Origin of the sequence: Paraburkholderia sp. RL18-085-BIA-A, from assembly GCF_046027075.1 — a bacterium.
Lineage (GTDB): Bacteria > Pseudomonadota > Gammaproteobacteria > Burkholderiales > Burkholderiaceae > Paraburkholderia.
Genome location: NZ_JARESU010000006.1, coordinates 120,234 through 134,945 on the forward strand (window position 1 = coordinate 120,234; position 14,712 = coordinate 134,945).

Annotated in this window: 11 protein-coding genes; 3 read left to right on the forward strand and 8 right to left on the reverse strand. The window is 64.6% G+C overall.

The window, feature by feature from the left end:
- Positions 1-146: 146 nt before the first annotated feature.
- The 3 genes from P0D89_RS06305 to P0D89_RS06315 form a co-directional block, all read right to left on the reverse strand.
- Positions 147-932 (reverse strand): anti-sigma factor, encoded by a 786-nt coding sequence (locus P0D89_RS06305; RefSeq protein WP_408376226.1) that lies wholly within the window; start codon positions 930-932, stop codon positions 147-149.
- Positions 929-1,498, reverse strand: coding sequence for an RNA polymerase sigma factor (locus P0D89_RS06310; protein ID WP_408355669.1), 570 nt, complete (start codon positions 1,496-1,498; stop codon positions 929-931). Before P0D89_RS06310 ends, P0D89_RS06305 begins: the two co-directional genes overlap by 4 nt.
- A 484-nt stretch (positions 1,499-1,982) precedes the next feature.
- Positions 1,983-2,915, reverse strand: coding sequence for a dihydrodipicolinate synthase family protein (locus P0D89_RS06315; RefSeq protein ID WP_408355667.1), 933 nt, complete (start codon positions 2,913-2,915; stop codon positions 1,983-1,985).
- Positions 2,916-3,107: 192 nt separating this feature from the next.
- Between P0D89_RS06315 and P0D89_RS06320 the strand changes: the two genes are divergently transcribed.
- Positions 3,108-4,091, forward strand: coding sequence for a LysR family transcriptional regulator (locus P0D89_RS06320; RefSeq protein ID WP_408355665.1), 984 nt, complete (start codon positions 3,108-3,110; stop codon positions 4,089-4,091).
- 195 nt (positions 4,092-4,286) lie between these two features.
- The gene (locus P0D89_RS06325) at positions 4,287-7,370 is read left to right on the forward strand and encodes a transglycosylase domain-containing protein (protein WP_408355663.1); all 3,084 of its coding nucleotides are present in this window, start codon (positions 4,287-4,289) and stop codon (positions 7,368-7,370) included.
- A gap of 57 nt (positions 7,371-7,427) precedes the next feature.
- On the opposite strand, the gene P0D89_RS06330 is transcribed toward P0D89_RS06325, so the two are convergent.
- From P0D89_RS06330 to P0D89_RS06350, 5 genes are all read right to left on the reverse strand, one after another.
- A complete protein-coding gene (locus P0D89_RS06330) occupies positions 7,428-8,657 on the reverse strand; it encodes an ROK family transcriptional regulator (RefSeq protein WP_408355661.1) in 1,230 nt (409 codons plus the stop codon).
- 31 nt (positions 8,658-8,688) lie between these two features.
- Positions 8,689-9,486 (reverse strand): ATP-binding cassette domain-containing protein, encoded by a 798-nt coding sequence (locus P0D89_RS06335; RefSeq protein ID WP_408355659.1) that lies wholly within the window; start codon positions 9,484-9,486, stop codon positions 8,689-8,691.
- 184 nt (positions 9,487-9,670) lie between these two features.
- Complete coding sequence (locus tag P0D89_RS06340; protein WP_149672292.1) at positions 9,671-10,657, reverse strand: ABC transporter permease; 987 nt, start codon at positions 10,655-10,657, stop codon at positions 9,671-9,673.
- 89 nt (positions 10,658-10,746) lie between these two features.
- Positions 10,747-11,751 carry a sugar ABC transporter substrate-binding protein gene (locus P0D89_RS06345; protein ID WP_408355656.1) on the reverse strand — a complete coding sequence of 335 codons (1,005 nt, stop codon included), beginning with the start codon at positions 11,749-11,751 and terminating at the stop codon, positions 10,747-10,749.
- Positions 11,752-12,320: 569 nt separating this feature from the next.
- A complete protein-coding gene (locus P0D89_RS06350) occupies positions 12,321-13,352 on the reverse strand; it encodes a LacI family DNA-binding transcriptional regulator (protein WP_408355654.1) in 1,032 nt (343 codons plus the stop codon).
- A gap of 193 nt (positions 13,353-13,545) precedes the next feature.
- On the opposite strand from P0D89_RS06350, the gene P0D89_RS06355 reads away from it, so the two are divergent.
- A complete protein-coding gene (locus tag P0D89_RS06355; protein WP_408355652.1) occupies positions 13,546-14,700 on the forward strand; it encodes an ABC transporter ATP-binding protein in 1,155 nt (384 codons plus the stop codon).
- Positions 14,701-14,712: the final 12 nt, after the last annotated feature.

Genomic DNA, 14,712 nt, shown 5'->3' on the forward strand with positions numbered 1-14,712 from the left:
ATCGCGCGCTCGCGTCCAGCCACCTGGCGATGGCGGTGTCGAACGGAACGAGGAGGTCGCTGCTCAAGCAAAAGCAGATGCGCAATGAAAAATACCGGCGTCCGTTCCCTGCGAGTGCCAGCCTTGCCGGCAGCGAACCACCCGGTTCAGGACAGTGGCAGCAGCTTGCCGGTGAACACCACCGGACCGCTCGGCGCGTTGTGATCGGGCGAGCCGCCCGGCGCTTCGATTGACACCGCCAGCGCTGCGTAATTCTCCGGCTTCTGCTGACCGGCGGCGACCTTGCCGCTCGCGTTGTCCGGCAGCATGCCAAGCGACACCGGATGCCCGCTCGCCGGAATACCCCACAGTTCCATCGCGTGGCCCGGCGGCAGATCGACCAGGCCGAGCGGATGCAGCGTCATCGTCGAGTGGGCTTCGTCCCACGCGACCAGCATGACCGGATGCCCGTCCTTGTTGTTCAGCACGGCAACGTGCGACACGGCCGCTTCCGGTTGCTGCGCGACGCTCGGCGCAGTGGCTGGCGTGGTCGTGGCCGGCAACAGCGAGCGCACGGCGACCACCACGGCGATGGCAGCCAATGCCGTGACGCCGATCGCCCAGCCGCGCCAGAACGCGAGGTTGTCGAGCAGGCCGCGCGCTGGACGCGCCGGCGTTTTCAGCACGTTGCGCGGCCGCGCGGCGGTGCGCGCAGCACTCAGGCCAAGACGCCGCTCGATAGCATCCCACACGGCCGCCGGCGGCATGCGCGGTGCGGCGAGTTCCGCTATCGGCGAGAGGCGCTGTTGCCATTGGCCGATCGCGCGGCGGATTGCCGAGTGCTCGTCCGCGTACTGTTGAAAGCGCCGCCGCGCGCCGCCGCGCAACGTGCCGAGCACGTACTCGGCGGCCAGCCGGTCGACAAGCTGAGGATAGCGAGTCAGATTCATCATTCGCCTCCCAGACAGGTCTTCAGCTTGGCCAGGCCGCGCCTGATCCACGACTTGACGGTGCCGAGCGGCACCGTCAGCATTGCGGCGATCTCGCTATGACTCTGATCGCGCAGGTAGGCAAGCGCAACCGCCTGCCGCTGCGCCGGTTCCAGCTGCTGCATGCAGCCGGCCAGCAAACGCGCCTGCAGGCTGACCGCGGTGAGTGCTTCGGGATCGGGGTCGCCGGTCGCCACGAGATCGTCCAACGCATCGCTCCATTCCGTTTCCTGCGTGTCGAGCCGCCGCAGATGATCGAGAGCACGGTTGCGCACGATCGCCGACATCCAGGTCATCGGCGCGGACATAGCGCGCCGATAGTCGCCGGCAAAGCGCCAGATATTGATGAAGCTCTCCTGCAAGACTTCGTCGGCCCACTCCTGCCTGCTCAATATACGGAGCGCGAGGCCAAACAGTTTCGGGGCGGCGAGATCATATAGCTCGCGCAGTGCCGCGGCATCTTCCCGGGCAATGCGTTCGAGCAGGTCGGCCAGGGTTTCCGGCGTCAGTTCTCGGGGATGGGCGGTCATGGAGGGAAGCAGGTTGAGCTTGCGGGCCTATGTTACTCACTTCTTCCCGACCTTATGTGTGGTTTTTTCGTGGCCCGTATCTGTTCGACGATTCGACGCATAGAGGGCAGCAGAGGCTCGCGTCATATGTGTGATCTGAGTGATGCGGTGCGATCGCGCATGAGTCGATGTATGCGCGATCGCGCGAACGCGAATTGATCGGCGCGGCGCGGCCGGTTGGCAGGGACAAGGGGCGCTTGTGCAGTGAGAGAAGTGCCGTTGCGCGAGCCTGAATCGACAGCCGGCAACGGAGCCACGCGTGGCGCGACGGATAAAGCAGCGCGGGTGGATTGAGGCTGTTCGTCGGGGCAGGGTTCATTCCTGTAGAGATCCTGACGCATGCCGACTGATCGGCAAGCGTGGGAGCCAGAATGGGTTTGTCCGCCCGCGCTTCAGGCTCTGCGGTGCGCAGATATGCGCGGGCGTGTGCGTCGAAAGACGAGCTTCAGTGGCCCCAGCGCAGCACCAGCGGATCGAGCCGTCGTGCGACCTTCAGCAAGCCTTCGCGCGTGGCCGGATGCATCGCCGGCAACGGATGACGCACCGCGTCCGAGCGAATCACGCCGCCTTCCTTCATCAGCGCTTTGCACGATGCGAGGCCACCCTGGCGGTTCTCGTAGTTGATCAGCGGTAGCCATTGCTGATAGTGCGCGGCGGCCGCTTCGGTATCGCCTGCCGCATACGCGTCGATGATCAGCCGGATGCCGTCCGCGTAACCGCCGCCGGTCATCGAGCCGGTCGCGCCCGCATCGAGATCGGCCATCAGCGTGATGGCTTCTTCGCCGTCCCACGGACCCACCACCGCGTCGCCGCCCAGTTCGATCAGTTCGCGCAGCTTGTTCGCCGCTTGCGGCACTTCGATCTTGAAGTACGACACGTTCTCGATCTCGCGCGCCATGCGGGCGAGAAACGGCGCGGACAGCGCGGTTCCGCTGACTGGCGCGTCCTGGATCATGATCGGAATCTGGATTGCGTCGGACACCGTACGATAGAACTCATGGATGCCGCGCTCGCCGACGCGGATCGTCGCGCCATGGTACGGCGGCATGACCATCACCATCGCGGCGCCCGCGGCCTGCGCGCTGCGGCTGCGTTCGGCGCACTGGTACGAGCTGAAATGCGTGGTGGTGACGATCACCGGCACGCGGCCGGCCACGTGTTCGAGCACGACGTGCATCAGCGTGTTGCGCTCGTCGTCGGAAAGGGCAAACTGCTCGGAGAAGTTCGCCAGAATGCACAGGCCGTTCGAACCCGCATCGATCATGAAGTCGATGCAGCGTTTCTGGCCTTCCAGATCGAGCCGGCCGGCTTCGTCGAAGATGGTCGGTGCGACGGGGAACACGCCGCGCAACGCGGCAGGATGGGATGCCTGTGTCATGGTGATGTCGTCGTCCGTGAGTGAAACGCGAAGGTGTTTGAATGTCTCCATCGCCGACTATACGGCGGCGCGCACCGCAGGTATATTGAATTGTTTCCATCTTGTGATCGCTTTTACGACTCACCTAGCGACTCACCCCGCAAGCCACCTCCGCGACTTCCCCACGCAACCCACGCACCTGCGCGCGCGCCAATGAAAGACACCCTGAACGTCCTGCTGTCGAAACTCCGCATGAAGCAGCTGCAATTGCTGATCGCGCTCGATGACCTCAAGTCGCTGCACAAAGCCGCCGGCGCGATGTCGATGACGCAATCGGCGGCCAGCAAGGCGCTGCAGGAACTGGAATCGATGTTCGACGCGCCGCTGTTCGAGCGCTCGAAGACCGGCATGATCCCGAACCAGCTCGGCCACTGCGTGATCCGCTACGCGCGCCTCGTCGCCACGGATCTGACCGCACTGTGCCAGGACGTCGCCGAGATACGCTCGGGACGCGGCGGGCGGCTCGCGATCGGCGCGATCATGGGTGCGATTCCCGAGTGCGTGGTGCCGGCGCTGAACCGCTTGCATGCCGGACAACCGAACCTGTCGATCGAAGTGGTGGAAGACACCAGCGCGCGCATGCTGCCGCAACTCGACGACGGCCGGCTCGATCTGGTGATCGGGCGCGCGGCGGTGGCGGCCGATCCGTCGAAGTATCAATATCGCCCGCTTGGCGACGAGCCATTGTCGGTGGTGGTGGGCTACAGTCATCCGCCGTTGCCGAAGAAGCAAGTGCAACTGCGCGATCTGGCGGGTCACCGTTGGGTGATGTATCCGTCGCACATGCCGCTGCACGCGCTGCTCGAACGGGAGATGGATCTGGCCGGACTCGAGATGCCGGATAACCCCATCTCGACGGCCTCCACGTTCGTCACGGTCGCGCTGCTGCAAAGCAGCCCTGAACTGGTTTCGCTGTTGCCGAGCGCGATCGCCGCGATGTTCGTGCGGCAGAAGATGCTGCGCGTGGTGCCGGTCACGCTGAAGTCGCCTTCGCAGACCTTCGGCGTGGTGACGCGCAAAGGCGGCGTGCTGTCGCCGCCGGCCGGGCAGTTCATCGAGTTGTTGCGAATGCGGGTGACGCAGCAACCGCCCGCGCAAGTGCAAAAACGCACGCCGCACAAGCGCAAAACCGCCTGAAGCGGCGGTTTTGTCGATCCCTGAAAGACCCCCAATATCTCACGGTAGTTCGCGTTTTGCCATGTGTCGTGAAGAAGGGTGTTGTAGGCGCGACACTGTGGGGTAATCCGAACCCGTAGTGGTTTCGCGTTCCGCGCTACACTCCTTCGAAGTGAGTCAGGTCCGGAAATTTGGCAACGCTCGGGGAGAGCCGCCATGAATAGGCCACTGCTTCGGTTTCCGCTTCGCGCGACCAGCACAACACCTGTCCGGAGGTGGCTCAAATGGGGGCTGGCGGCGGCATTGCTGATCGCGCTGGCGCTGGCGGCGCGCTTCGTCCAGGTCGAAATCGAAACATCACGGCTGCAGGCGCGCTACCTTTCCGAGTTGACCCGCGACGTGGGCTTTTCCGTCGACGACGGTCCCAGTCATTCGATCCGTTTCCCTCAAGCAGACAAAGGTCCTTACGACAGCCGCCTCGGCTATGCGTTGCTGCCTGCAATCCAGCAGCGTTTGCTGCAACGCGGCTTTGAAATCAGCTCGCAGGCGCGCGATTCTGAGCGGATGTTGTCATTAGCCGACAACGGGCTTTTCCTGCCTTACGCGGAAAAAGATACCGCAGGCCTGCAACTTTTCGACGGCACCGGCTCACCGCTATTCAGCGCACAGTTTCCGGGCCGCGTGTACGCCAGCTTCGACGCGATTCCGCCGCTGGTCGTGAACTCGCTGCTGTTCATCGAAGATCGCTATCTGCTCGATCCGAGCCAGCCGAACCGCAACCCGGCGATCGACTGGGGACGCTTCAGCCGCGCCTTGGCCGATCAGGGCGCGCGCGTCTTCAACCATCATCAGGCGACGCCAGGCGGCAGCACGCTCGCCACGCAGATCGAAAAATTCCGCCACTCCGCAGGCGGCCGCACGGCGACGCCGCCGGAGAAATTGCGGCAGATCGCATCCGCTTCGGTGCGCGCGTATCTGAACGGGCCGCAGACGTTGAGCGCGCGTCAACAGATCGTGGTGCGCTACCTGAACTCGGTGCCGCTTGCCGCGCAGCCTGGGATCGGCGAGATCAACGGGATCGGCGACGGTCTCGCCGCGTGGTACGGCCGCGATTTCGGTGACATCAACCGCGTGCTGAATGCGCCGTCAACCGAACAGAACCTGGCCGAGCAGGGCAAGGCGTTCCGCGAAGTGCTGTCGCTGATGATCGCGCAACGCGCGCCGTCGCATTTCCTGAATCACGGCTATGCCGAACTCGAACGGCTGACCGACAGTTATCTGCGATTGCTGGCGACCGGCGGCGTAATTTCGATTCCGCTGCGCGACGCGGCGCTGGCCGCGCAGGTCGAACTGCACCGCGCGCCCGCCGGAACGCCGAGTACCGATTCGTTCGTGTCGCGCAAGGCCGTCACGTCGATGCGCTCGCATCTGCTGGCGGCACTCGGCATTCCGAGTTTCTATGAACTCGATCGACTCGATCTGCAGGCGAAGGGCACGCTCAACAACGCGGTCCAGCAGGCCGTCAGCGAACGGCTCGCGGCCGCCGCGACGCGTGATGGCGCGAAAGCCGCGGGCCTCGTGGGTTTCGAAATGCTGCGCCCTTCGGACGATCCCTCGAGAATCGCGTACAGCTTCACGCTGTTCGAACGGCGCGACGGCGCGAACCTCGTGCGTGTGCAAACGGACAGCGTCAACCAGCCGTTCGACATCAATTCCGGCGCGCGCCTGAATCTTGGTTCCACCGCGAAACTGCGCACCGTGGTCACGTATTTGCAGATCGTGTCCGACCTGCACGCGCGTTATGCACCGCTGAGCACAGCGGAGCTGAAAGCGGTGAAGCCCGATCCGAACGACCAGTTGACGCATTGGGCGCTCGATTATCTCTCGCATACCTCGGACCGCTCGCTGCAAGCGATGCTCGACGCGGCCGTGGAACGCAAATACTCGGCGAGCCCCGGCGAGACGTTCTACACGGGCGGCGGCGCGCAGACCTTCAACAATTTCGAGTCCGACGACAACAGCCGTATTCTGACCGTTCATCGCGCATTCCAGCATTCGGTGAATCTCGTGTTCGTGCGGCTGATGCGCGACATCGTGCACTACGAGATGGTGCAGACCACCGGCCCATCGGCGCAATGGCTGGGCGACCCGGCGGTGCGAAAAATGTATCTGACGCGTTTCGCCGATCAGGAAAGCCGCGTGTACATGAAACGCTTCTACACGAAATATCACGGCAAACCGCCCGATCAGGCCTTGGCGCTGCTGCTGCTCGGCGTGCGCAAGTCGCCGCCCAAAGTGGCGACCGTGTTGCGCAGCGTCGCGCCGGACGAGTCGAATGCGTGGTTCAACGAGAAGATGCGCGCGGCGTTGAAGAACACGCCAGCCGCGTCGATGCTCGACGATGAAGACCTCGCGAACCTGTACGCCAAATATGCGATTGACCGCTTCAATCTGAACGACCGCGGCTACATCGCGAGCGTGCATCCGCTCGAACTGTGGACGCTCAACTATCTGCGCGCGCATCCGGCCACCACGCTCGACCAGATTCAGAACGCAAGCCGCGACGTGCGTCTGTCCACGTATTCGTGGCTCTTCAAGACGCGCTATCACGCGACCCAGGATCGCCGCATCAAACGCATGGTCGAATTGCGCGCGTACGACGCGATCGGCAAATCGTGGCAGGCGCTCGGCTATCCGTTCGCGACGCTCACGCCTTCGTACGCGGCGGCGATCGGCGCATCGGGCGACCGGCCCGCCGCGCTTGCGCAACTGATCGGTGTGATCGCCAACGACGGCAACAAGGTGCCGACCGAAAGCCTCACGCAACTCGACTTCGCGAAGGACACGCCGTACGAAACGCACTTCCAGCGCGCGGCGGTCGCGCCGCAGCAGCAGTTGTCGCCGGAAATCGCGGGCGTGATAAGAACGCTGTTGCGCGATGTCGTGACGGGCGGCACGGCGAGGCGGCTCGCACAAGGCATGACGTTCCCCGACGGCCAGACGCTGGCGGTGTATGGCAAGACGGGCACTGGCGACCAGCGCTTCAATGTGTTCGCCAAAGGCGCCCGGCTGATCGAGTCGCGCAAGGTGAACCGCAGCGCCACCTTCGTGTTCGCGATGGGCGATCGTTTCTACGGCACGTTGACCGCGTGGGTACATGAACCGTATGCGGCGCGTTACGAGTTCACGAGCGCGCTGTCGGTGCAGTTGCTGAAGTCGTTGGCGCCGGCATTGCAGCCGTTGCTGGATAGTCCCGCTGCGAAGAAGAGGGCGTCGGTCACGAAGGTCTCCGTGCAGTGAGCGCTTGAGCAGCGAGGCGGGATAAGAAAGCGCGGACGCTGACTACCCTATCCGCGCTCAATGCTGCGCGTCCGATGCAGCGGGCTTCAGAAACAGCTCATGCACCGGCGCGAAATGCGCATAGAGCGGCAGAATCGCACCGCCCATCGCGCGCGCATCGGCGCCGATCGCGCCTTCCAGCAATTGCGGACGCACCATCCCTTCCCATTCGAAGCGATCGAGCACGCGCTCGGTGCGTCGAATGATTTCGCGCAGCAGTTGCCGGTCGAGTTCACCGTCGATCACGATCGCTTCGAGGTCGAGCAACGCGGCCGCATTAGTCAGCGCGTTGGCGATGGCGGGGCACGCGCTATCGAGCCATTGCTCCGTATACCGCCACAACTCCGGCGACAGCGCGCGATGATCGTGCGCGGCAGCAGCTGGCGCGCCCGCGTCGCTGAACAGCTTTTCGAGCACGAAGCCCGACGCCGCGTGCAGCAGTTGCCGCGCGGGTTTGCGCGCGCTGCCGTCGCGCAGCGGAATCGAGCCGACCGCGCCCGCGTTGTCGTGCGGACCGCCATGCAAGCGGCCGTCGATCACGAGGCCTCCGCCGATGAACGTGCCGACGAACAGATACAGGAAGTTATGAATGCCGCGGCCCTGGCCCATCACGAGTTCGGCGGCGCACGCGGCCGTGGTGTCTTTGGCGAACTCCACGGGCAGGCCCGTCATCGTCGCGATACGGGTGCGCAAGTCGATCTCGTGCCACGCTTCGAGCGCGTCGGGCGGGGCACCGAGAAAGTCGTGCCAGCCGCCGAGCCACAGCGGCGCCGCGACGCCTACACCCACCACCTTGCGGGCCTTCGCGCCGAGCGTCTGATTCACGCGCGCCAGTTTGCTTTCGAGCGCGGGAAACAGCGTCCGTGGATCGGGATACGCGTACTCGAACACATCGCGGCACACCACGCGGCCGGAGAAGTCCATCGCCAGCACGTCGAGACTGCGCCGTCCCACCTTGATGCCGATGGTGTACGCGCCGTCCGCGTGCAACGCGATCGGCACCGACGGCTGGCCGATCCTGCCGCGCACGCGCGCCTGCTTTTCGAGCAGGCCGTCGTCGATCAGGCGGTCGACGATCATCGACACCGTCTGCATCGACAGACGCGTGAGGCGGCCCACGTCGGCCTTCGGCAGCGGCCCGTGCAAGCGGATCGTCTGCAGCACGATGCGCTCGTTGAACTGCCGCATGCCGACCTGATTCGAGCCGACCGTGCGTTTGAGAGGGGAGCGGGCGCCAGTGGTGTCCATGGTCGCGAGCCCGCTCAGCAGGAAGCCCGCGTCATGCAATCGCCTTGACGTCAGCTTCCTTCGCGCCGGTCATGATCGCGACCGCCTCCGACATGTGCACGTCGCTCCTGTTGACGAGCGCCGCGCGCCGTCCGAGCCGCTGAATATGAATGCGGTCGGCAATCTCGAACACGTGCGGCATGTTATGGCTGATGAGGATCACCGGCAGCCCGCGATCGCGCACGCGCCGGATCAGTTCGAGCACCATGTTGCCTTCCTTCACACCGAGCGCGGCGGTGGGTTCGTCGAGAATCACCACGTGCCGGGCGAAAGCCGCGCTGCGCGCCACCGCGACGCCCTGCCGCTGGCCGCCCGACAGCGTCTCGACCGCCTGGCGCATCGAGCGGATGCCAATCTGCAAGTCCTTCATATGCGCGGTCGCTTCTTCGAGCATGCGGCGCTTGTCGATCATCTTGAAGAGCGAGCCGCGCCAGCCGGGCTTGAGCAGTTCGCGCGCAAGGAACAGATTTTCGGCGATGCTCATGGCCGGCGCCACCGCGAGTTCCTGATACACGGTCTCGATACCTTGCGCGCGCGCATCCAGCGGACTGCGGAATTTGACTGGCTTGCCGTCGAGCAGAATCTCGCCTTCGTCCGGCACGGTCGCGCCGGACAGCGCCTTGATCAACGACGATTTGCCCGCGCCGTTGTCGCCGATCACTGCCATGATTTCTCCCGGCAGCACTTCGAAATCGCAACCGTCGAGTGCGGTCACGTTGCCATAGCGTTTGATGAGTCCACGGGCCTGCAGAACGGGCATCGTGGCGGAAGCGGTATTAGGTGTCGACATGATGTGCTCCTGTCGGCCGGAGTTAGTGCTTCAGCACTTACTCCGGCCCCATGCAAGATGATTGCGGTCGGCCGAAGTTAGTGCTTCAGCACTTACTCCGGCTCCATGCAAGATAGTTGCGGTCGGCCAGAGTTAGTGCTTTGGCACTGACTCTCGCCCCATGCAAGATAATTGCTGTGAATGCTCAACCGCGACGATGGGAGAGTTTGTCCGCGGCCACCGCGAGAATCACCAGCATGCCGGTGATCAATACCTGGTAGACCGAAGAAACGCCGATCAGCGTCAAGCCGTTGCGGAACACGCCGACGATCAACGCGCCGAGCAGCGTGCCGACAATCGAGCCGCGTCCGCCGAACAGGCTCGTGCCGCCGAGCACGACCGCGGTAATGCTGTCGAGGTTTTCGGTTTGCCCCGCCTGCGGATCGCCCACACCAGTGCGCGACACCGACAGCAGCGCGGCAATGCCGTAGATCGCGCCGGCCAGCGAGTACACGGTGAGCAGGATCTTCTGCGACGACAGGCCCATCAGCCGTGCGGCCTCGGCGTTGTTGCCGAGCGCGTACAGATGCCGGCCGGGCACCGTGTCGCGCAGCACGAACCAGGTGGCCAGATACATCAGCAACGTGAGGACCGTGCCGTAGGTGACATCCGCCGGCCCGAGCTTGAACGTGTTGCCGAAGAACATGATCGCGTCCGGCAGGTTCGACACGCTCTCCGCATTCGAGTAGATCTGCGTGAGCGCGAACGCGATATTCAGCGTGCCCAGCGTGACGATGAACGCGGGCAGTTTGATGCGCGTGATCAGCACGCCGTTGAGCGCGCCGAACAGCGTGCTCGCGGCGATCCCGCACAGAATCGCGAGGATCGGCGGCACGCCTAGCGTGACCGCGAACTTGGTCATGATGATCGAGCCGAACGCCATCACCATCCCGCACGACAGGTCGATGCCGCCGGTCAGCACGATCAGCGTCTGGCCGATCGCGATGACCGCGACCACCATGGTCTGTTGCAGGATCAGCGAGAGGTTCTGGAACGACAGGAAGCGGCTGCTCTGCGAGATGAAGAAGCCGCACGCCAGCACCAGCGCAATGAGCGGCCCGACCTCGGCGAGCGACGGCAATCGGTCGGTGAAAGAGCGTGAATGACCGGCGGGCGCGGAAGGTGTCGACATGATGGATGTCCTCGATACATGAGCGTGGCGGCGAGGCCACGCGGCAAATCAGATGGCGGCCCGTTGCTGCGGGCCGCTAGCAGTGCGCGTTACTTGTTGCCCCAGCAGTTGTCGAGGCCGTACTTCGTGTCCTTGCTATCGATGCCGGACATCGGCTTGTCGGTGATCAGCGTTACGCCCGTGTCCTGATAGCCGGAGACCTTCTTGCCGGTCTTCGCGTATTCGACGCCGGCGTTTACGCCAAGCGACGCCATCTTCAGCGGATACTGCTGTGAGGTCGCGGCGATCGCGCCGGCCTTCACGTTGCGCACGCCTTCGCAGCCGCCGTCGATCGACACGATCATCACGCTCTTGTCCTTGCCCGCTGCTTTGAGCGCGCGGTACGCGCCCGCCGCGGCCGGTTCGTTGATCGTGTAGACCACGTTGATGTCGGGCGACTTCTGCAGGCAGTTTTCCATCGCCGTCTGGCCCTTCGCCTGATCGCCGCGGGTGTCCTGGCTGCAGACCACCGACGCATCGCCTTCCTTGATGCCGAAGCCTTCGAGGAAGCCGTTGTGACGCAGCACGCCGACCGATACGCCGGGCGCGAGATCGAGCGTGGCGATCTTCGCGGGCTTGCCGTTCAGCGCGGCCTTCGCGTATTTGCCGATCAACACGCCAGCCTTGAAGTTGTCGGTGGCGAAGAGGGCGTCGGTGGCGTCCTGCGGGTCGGTCGGCGTGTCGAGCGCGACGACCATCACGCCGGCGGCGCGTGCTTTCTTGATGCTCGGCACGATCGCCTTGGTGTCGCTCGGCGTGATCAGAATCGCTTTCGCGCCGGCCGTCATCATGTTTTCGATCGCGGTGACCTGGCTCGCGTTGTCGCCGTCGAACTTGCCGGCGGCGGTGACCAGCTTCGCGCCGTCTTTCGACGCGGCCGCCTCGGCGCCCTGTTTCATCTTCACGAAGAACGGGTTGGTGTCGGTCTTGGTGATGAGGCCGATGACCGGCTGATCGGCTGCCTGGCTCGCGCTCGCGCACCACACCGCCGATGCCGCGACGCACATCGACACGATTTTCCTGGCGACAGGATGCCTGCGGGAATTCAGATTCATGGAATTGCTCCTCCGGTTATTCGCAACGACGTTGTGGACTGCCTGGCGCTTGCGAGCACGAACGCTGCGCGCTCGCAAGCTGGTTTCTGTCTGCTCCGAAGCGACGGCGGCGCGCAGCGCGGTTCTTTGCAACGGGCCGGTTAAATCACTTTGGTTGATTTAGTACAGCAGGCCAGATGACGCGCGTCAAGGCGGTGTTTTGGACGGAAGTTGACGCGCGCAACCCTGTTAGAAGGCCGCGAGGCTTATGTGGCGTGACTTCGGCAGGGTGGTGCGATGCAAGGTGGAGTAGTCGGGCTTCGGGAAAGTCCTGGCTCACGTGAAAGGTATTTGAAGGCTGAACGATGTGTTTTCGATCGTACATGGAGTGCGTCGAGAGGGTATTCAGCGAATCCTGAAGTGCGGGTTCACGCGCGCGGTGGCGGCAAAAAATCGTCGCTACCGGGTGCGGATGTCGCGCGCTGCGAACTTAGCGGCTAGCCACAGGCTTTTGCGGGCAACAGGACTGTAGGGCTCAGCCGCGCTCGAACCCTTCGCCACCTAACGTGCGCGCCGCTGTTGCGGCGACATCAACGCGCACGCGGCGCGCCGGTCGAAGCCCGCACGACGAGTTCAGGCGCGGACGAAATCCGCATCGGCACGCTGGCCGCGCCGCGACCCGCCTGGCCATACGACGACTCGATCAGCTCGCGCAACAGCGACACCGCGAGTCCCGCGACTTCGACCGTCGGCACCGCCACCGTCGTCAATGCGGGCCGCGATTCGCGCGCCAGCTGGATGTCGGTAATGCCGATCACCGAGAGGTCGCCGGGCACGTTCAGGCCGAGATCGGCGGCCGCGTGCATCGCGCCGAGCGCAGGCAGGTCGTTGGTCGCGAAAATCGCGGTGAGCTTCGGATCGGCTTCGAGCAGCGCGCGCGCCGCGACGTAGCCGCCGTGGATCGTATCGGCTGCATGTCGGACGCGGTTCTTCGGCGCGCCCGCCGCGCGCAACGCATCGACGAAACCTTCGTAGCGCGCCGCGTGAATGCCCGAGACCTTGCTGCCGACAATCGCGCCGATCCGCCGATGCCCGAGTTCCAGCAGATGCACGCCGGCCAGCTCGCCCGCGCGGCGAAAATCAACCGCGACGCACGGCAGCCCCGGTGGCTCGTTCGGCCGCTCCCACATGCATAGCACCACCGGCGTGCCGCGCGCTTCGGTCGTGTGAAGGTCGGCGAAGTCGAGGTTCGCGTTCGTCACGAGCACGCCCTCGGAAAGCGTCCCGGCGATCTGGTCGAGATACGCGCGGCCAGTCAGCGGATCTTCGTTCGTATTGCAGATGATCACGAAGTGGCCGCTCGTGCGCGCCGCACGTTCGACGGCGAGCGCGAACTCCGGATAGAACGGATTGGCGATGCTCGACACCATCAGCGCGAGGGTCGGCGCGCGGCCCTCGGCGAGCGCGCGCGCGGCCAGATGCGGACGGTAGCCGAGCGCCTCGACGGCATCGATCACGCGCTGCCGGGTCGTCGCGCCGACGCGGCCGCGATTGCGCAGCACATTGGATACCGTCGCCGGGGTGACGCCCGCGTGACGCGCGACTTCGCTGAGTGTGGGCATGGTGTTTTCAATATTTGGGACGACTGCCCGACATTTGCGTCGCCGCCCAAGGCGCGGCACCATTTGTCGCACAGACAAACGACATCGGAGACAGGCAAGGCCCAACGATCGCACATGCGATCGCTTTTTTCGGCCTCGCTGATTAAGCGCTTAATCTCCGACTTCGAGCTGATTAAATCACGGAGTCGATGCAATGGCGAGCATTTCCTTACGAGGCGTGCAGAAGGCGTATGGCGATGGCGCGCCGGTGATCCGCGACGTCGATCTGGAGATCGCGGAGAACGAGTTCTGCGTGTTTCTCGGGCCGTCCGGTTGCGGCAAGTCCACCTTGCTGCGAATGATCGCCGGCCTCGAAGACGTCAGCGACGGCGACCTGTCGATCGGCGGGCGCGTCGTCAACGACGTGCCCGCCGCGCAACGCGGCGTGGCGATGGTGTTCCAGAGCTACGCGCTGTTCCCGCACATGAGCGTGTTCGAGAACATGGCCTTCGGCCTGAAGCTCGCCAAAACCCCGAAGGACGAAATCGACCGCAAGGTGCGCGAAGCCGCGCGCATTCTGCAACTGGAGGCGCTGCTCGAGCGCAGGCCGAAGGCGTTGTCGGGCGGTCAGCGGCAGCGTGTCGCGATCGGCCGGGCGATCGTGCGCGAACCCGGCGTGTTCCTGTTCGACGAGCCGCTGTCCAATCTCGACGCCACGCTGCGCGGGCAGACCCGCGTCGAGATCGCGCGGCTGCACAAGCAGTTCGCGAAAGCGAGCGTGGTCTATGTGACGCACGACCAGATCGAGGCGATGACGCTCGCCGACAAGATCGTGCTGCTGCACGCGGGCAAGGACACCGAGCGCTACGGCAGCATCGCGCAAATCGGTGCGCCGCTGGAGCTGTACCACCGTCCGAAGAGCCGCTTCGTCGCCGGGTTCATCGGCTCGCCGCGCATGAATTTTCTGCCGGGGAAAGTGGCCTCGATCGATCCGCAAGGCGTGGTCGTGACGCTCGATCACACCGCGGAAAACGTGCGCGTGCCGGTGAGCGGAGAGGGTCTGCAAACCGCGCAGCCGGTCACGCTCGGCGTGCGTCCGGAACACCTGGAGTTCGTCGACGCGTCGTCCGACACACCCGCGGACGGCGTTCTCATGCGCACGGTGGCGCTCGTCGAACAACTCGGCGAACACAGCTATGTTCACCTCGATCAGCCCGGCGGCGCCGTGTTGATCGCCAAAGCGCCGGGCGATACGCGCCTCGCGCCCGGGGATCGCGCGAGCCTGCGCGCGCCCCGTCCCGCTTGCCATCTATTCACCGAAGACGGCTTTGCCGTCGCTTCGCTCGAATCCGTCGAACACTACGCGTAAAGAAAATCAGGG

What these genes read in the sequence shown, in the direction of transcription:
- P0D89_RS06305 (WP_408376226.1), bottom strand. Translation starts at nt 932, where the DNA reads ATGATGAATCTGACTCGCTATCCTCAGCTTGTCGACCGGCTGGCCGCC.
- P0D89_RS06310 (WP_408355669.1), bottom strand. Translation starts at nt 1,498, where the DNA reads ATGACCGCCCATCCCCGAGAACTGACGCCGGAAACCCTGGCCGACCTG.
- P0D89_RS06315 (WP_408355667.1), bottom strand. Translation starts at nt 2,915, where the DNA reads ATGACACAGGCATCCCATCCTGCCGCGTTGCGCGGCGTGTTCCCCGTC.
- P0D89_RS06320 (WP_408355665.1), top strand. Translation starts at nt 3,108, where the DNA reads ATGAAAGACACCCTGAACGTCCTGCTGTCGAAACTCCGCATGAAGCAG.
- P0D89_RS06325 (WP_408355663.1), top strand. Translation starts at nt 4,287, where the DNA reads ATGAATAGGCCACTGCTTCGGTTTCCGCTTCGCGCGACCAGCACAACA.
- P0D89_RS06330 (WP_408355661.1), bottom strand. Translation starts at nt 8,657, where the DNA reads ATGGACACCACTGGCGCCCGCTCCCCTCTCAAACGCACGGTCGGCTCG.
- P0D89_RS06335 (WP_408355659.1), bottom strand. Translation starts at nt 9,486, where the DNA reads ATGTCGACACCTAATACCGCTTCCGCCACGATGCCCGTTCTGCAGGCC.
- P0D89_RS06340 (WP_149672292.1), bottom strand. Translation starts at nt 10,657, where the DNA reads ATGTCGACACCTTCCGCGCCCGCCGGTCATTCACGCTCTTTCACCGAC.
- P0D89_RS06345 (WP_408355656.1), bottom strand. Translation starts at nt 11,751, where the DNA reads ATGAATCTGAATTCCCGCAGGCATCCTGTCGCCAGGAAAATCGTGTCG.
- P0D89_RS06350 (WP_408355654.1), bottom strand. Translation starts at nt 13,352, where the DNA reads ATGCCCACACTCAGCGAAGTCGCGCGTCACGCGGGCGTCACCCCGGCG.
- P0D89_RS06355 (WP_408355652.1), top strand. Translation starts at nt 13,546, where the DNA reads ATGGCGAGCATTTCCTTACGAGGCGTGCAGAAGGCGTATGGCGATGGC.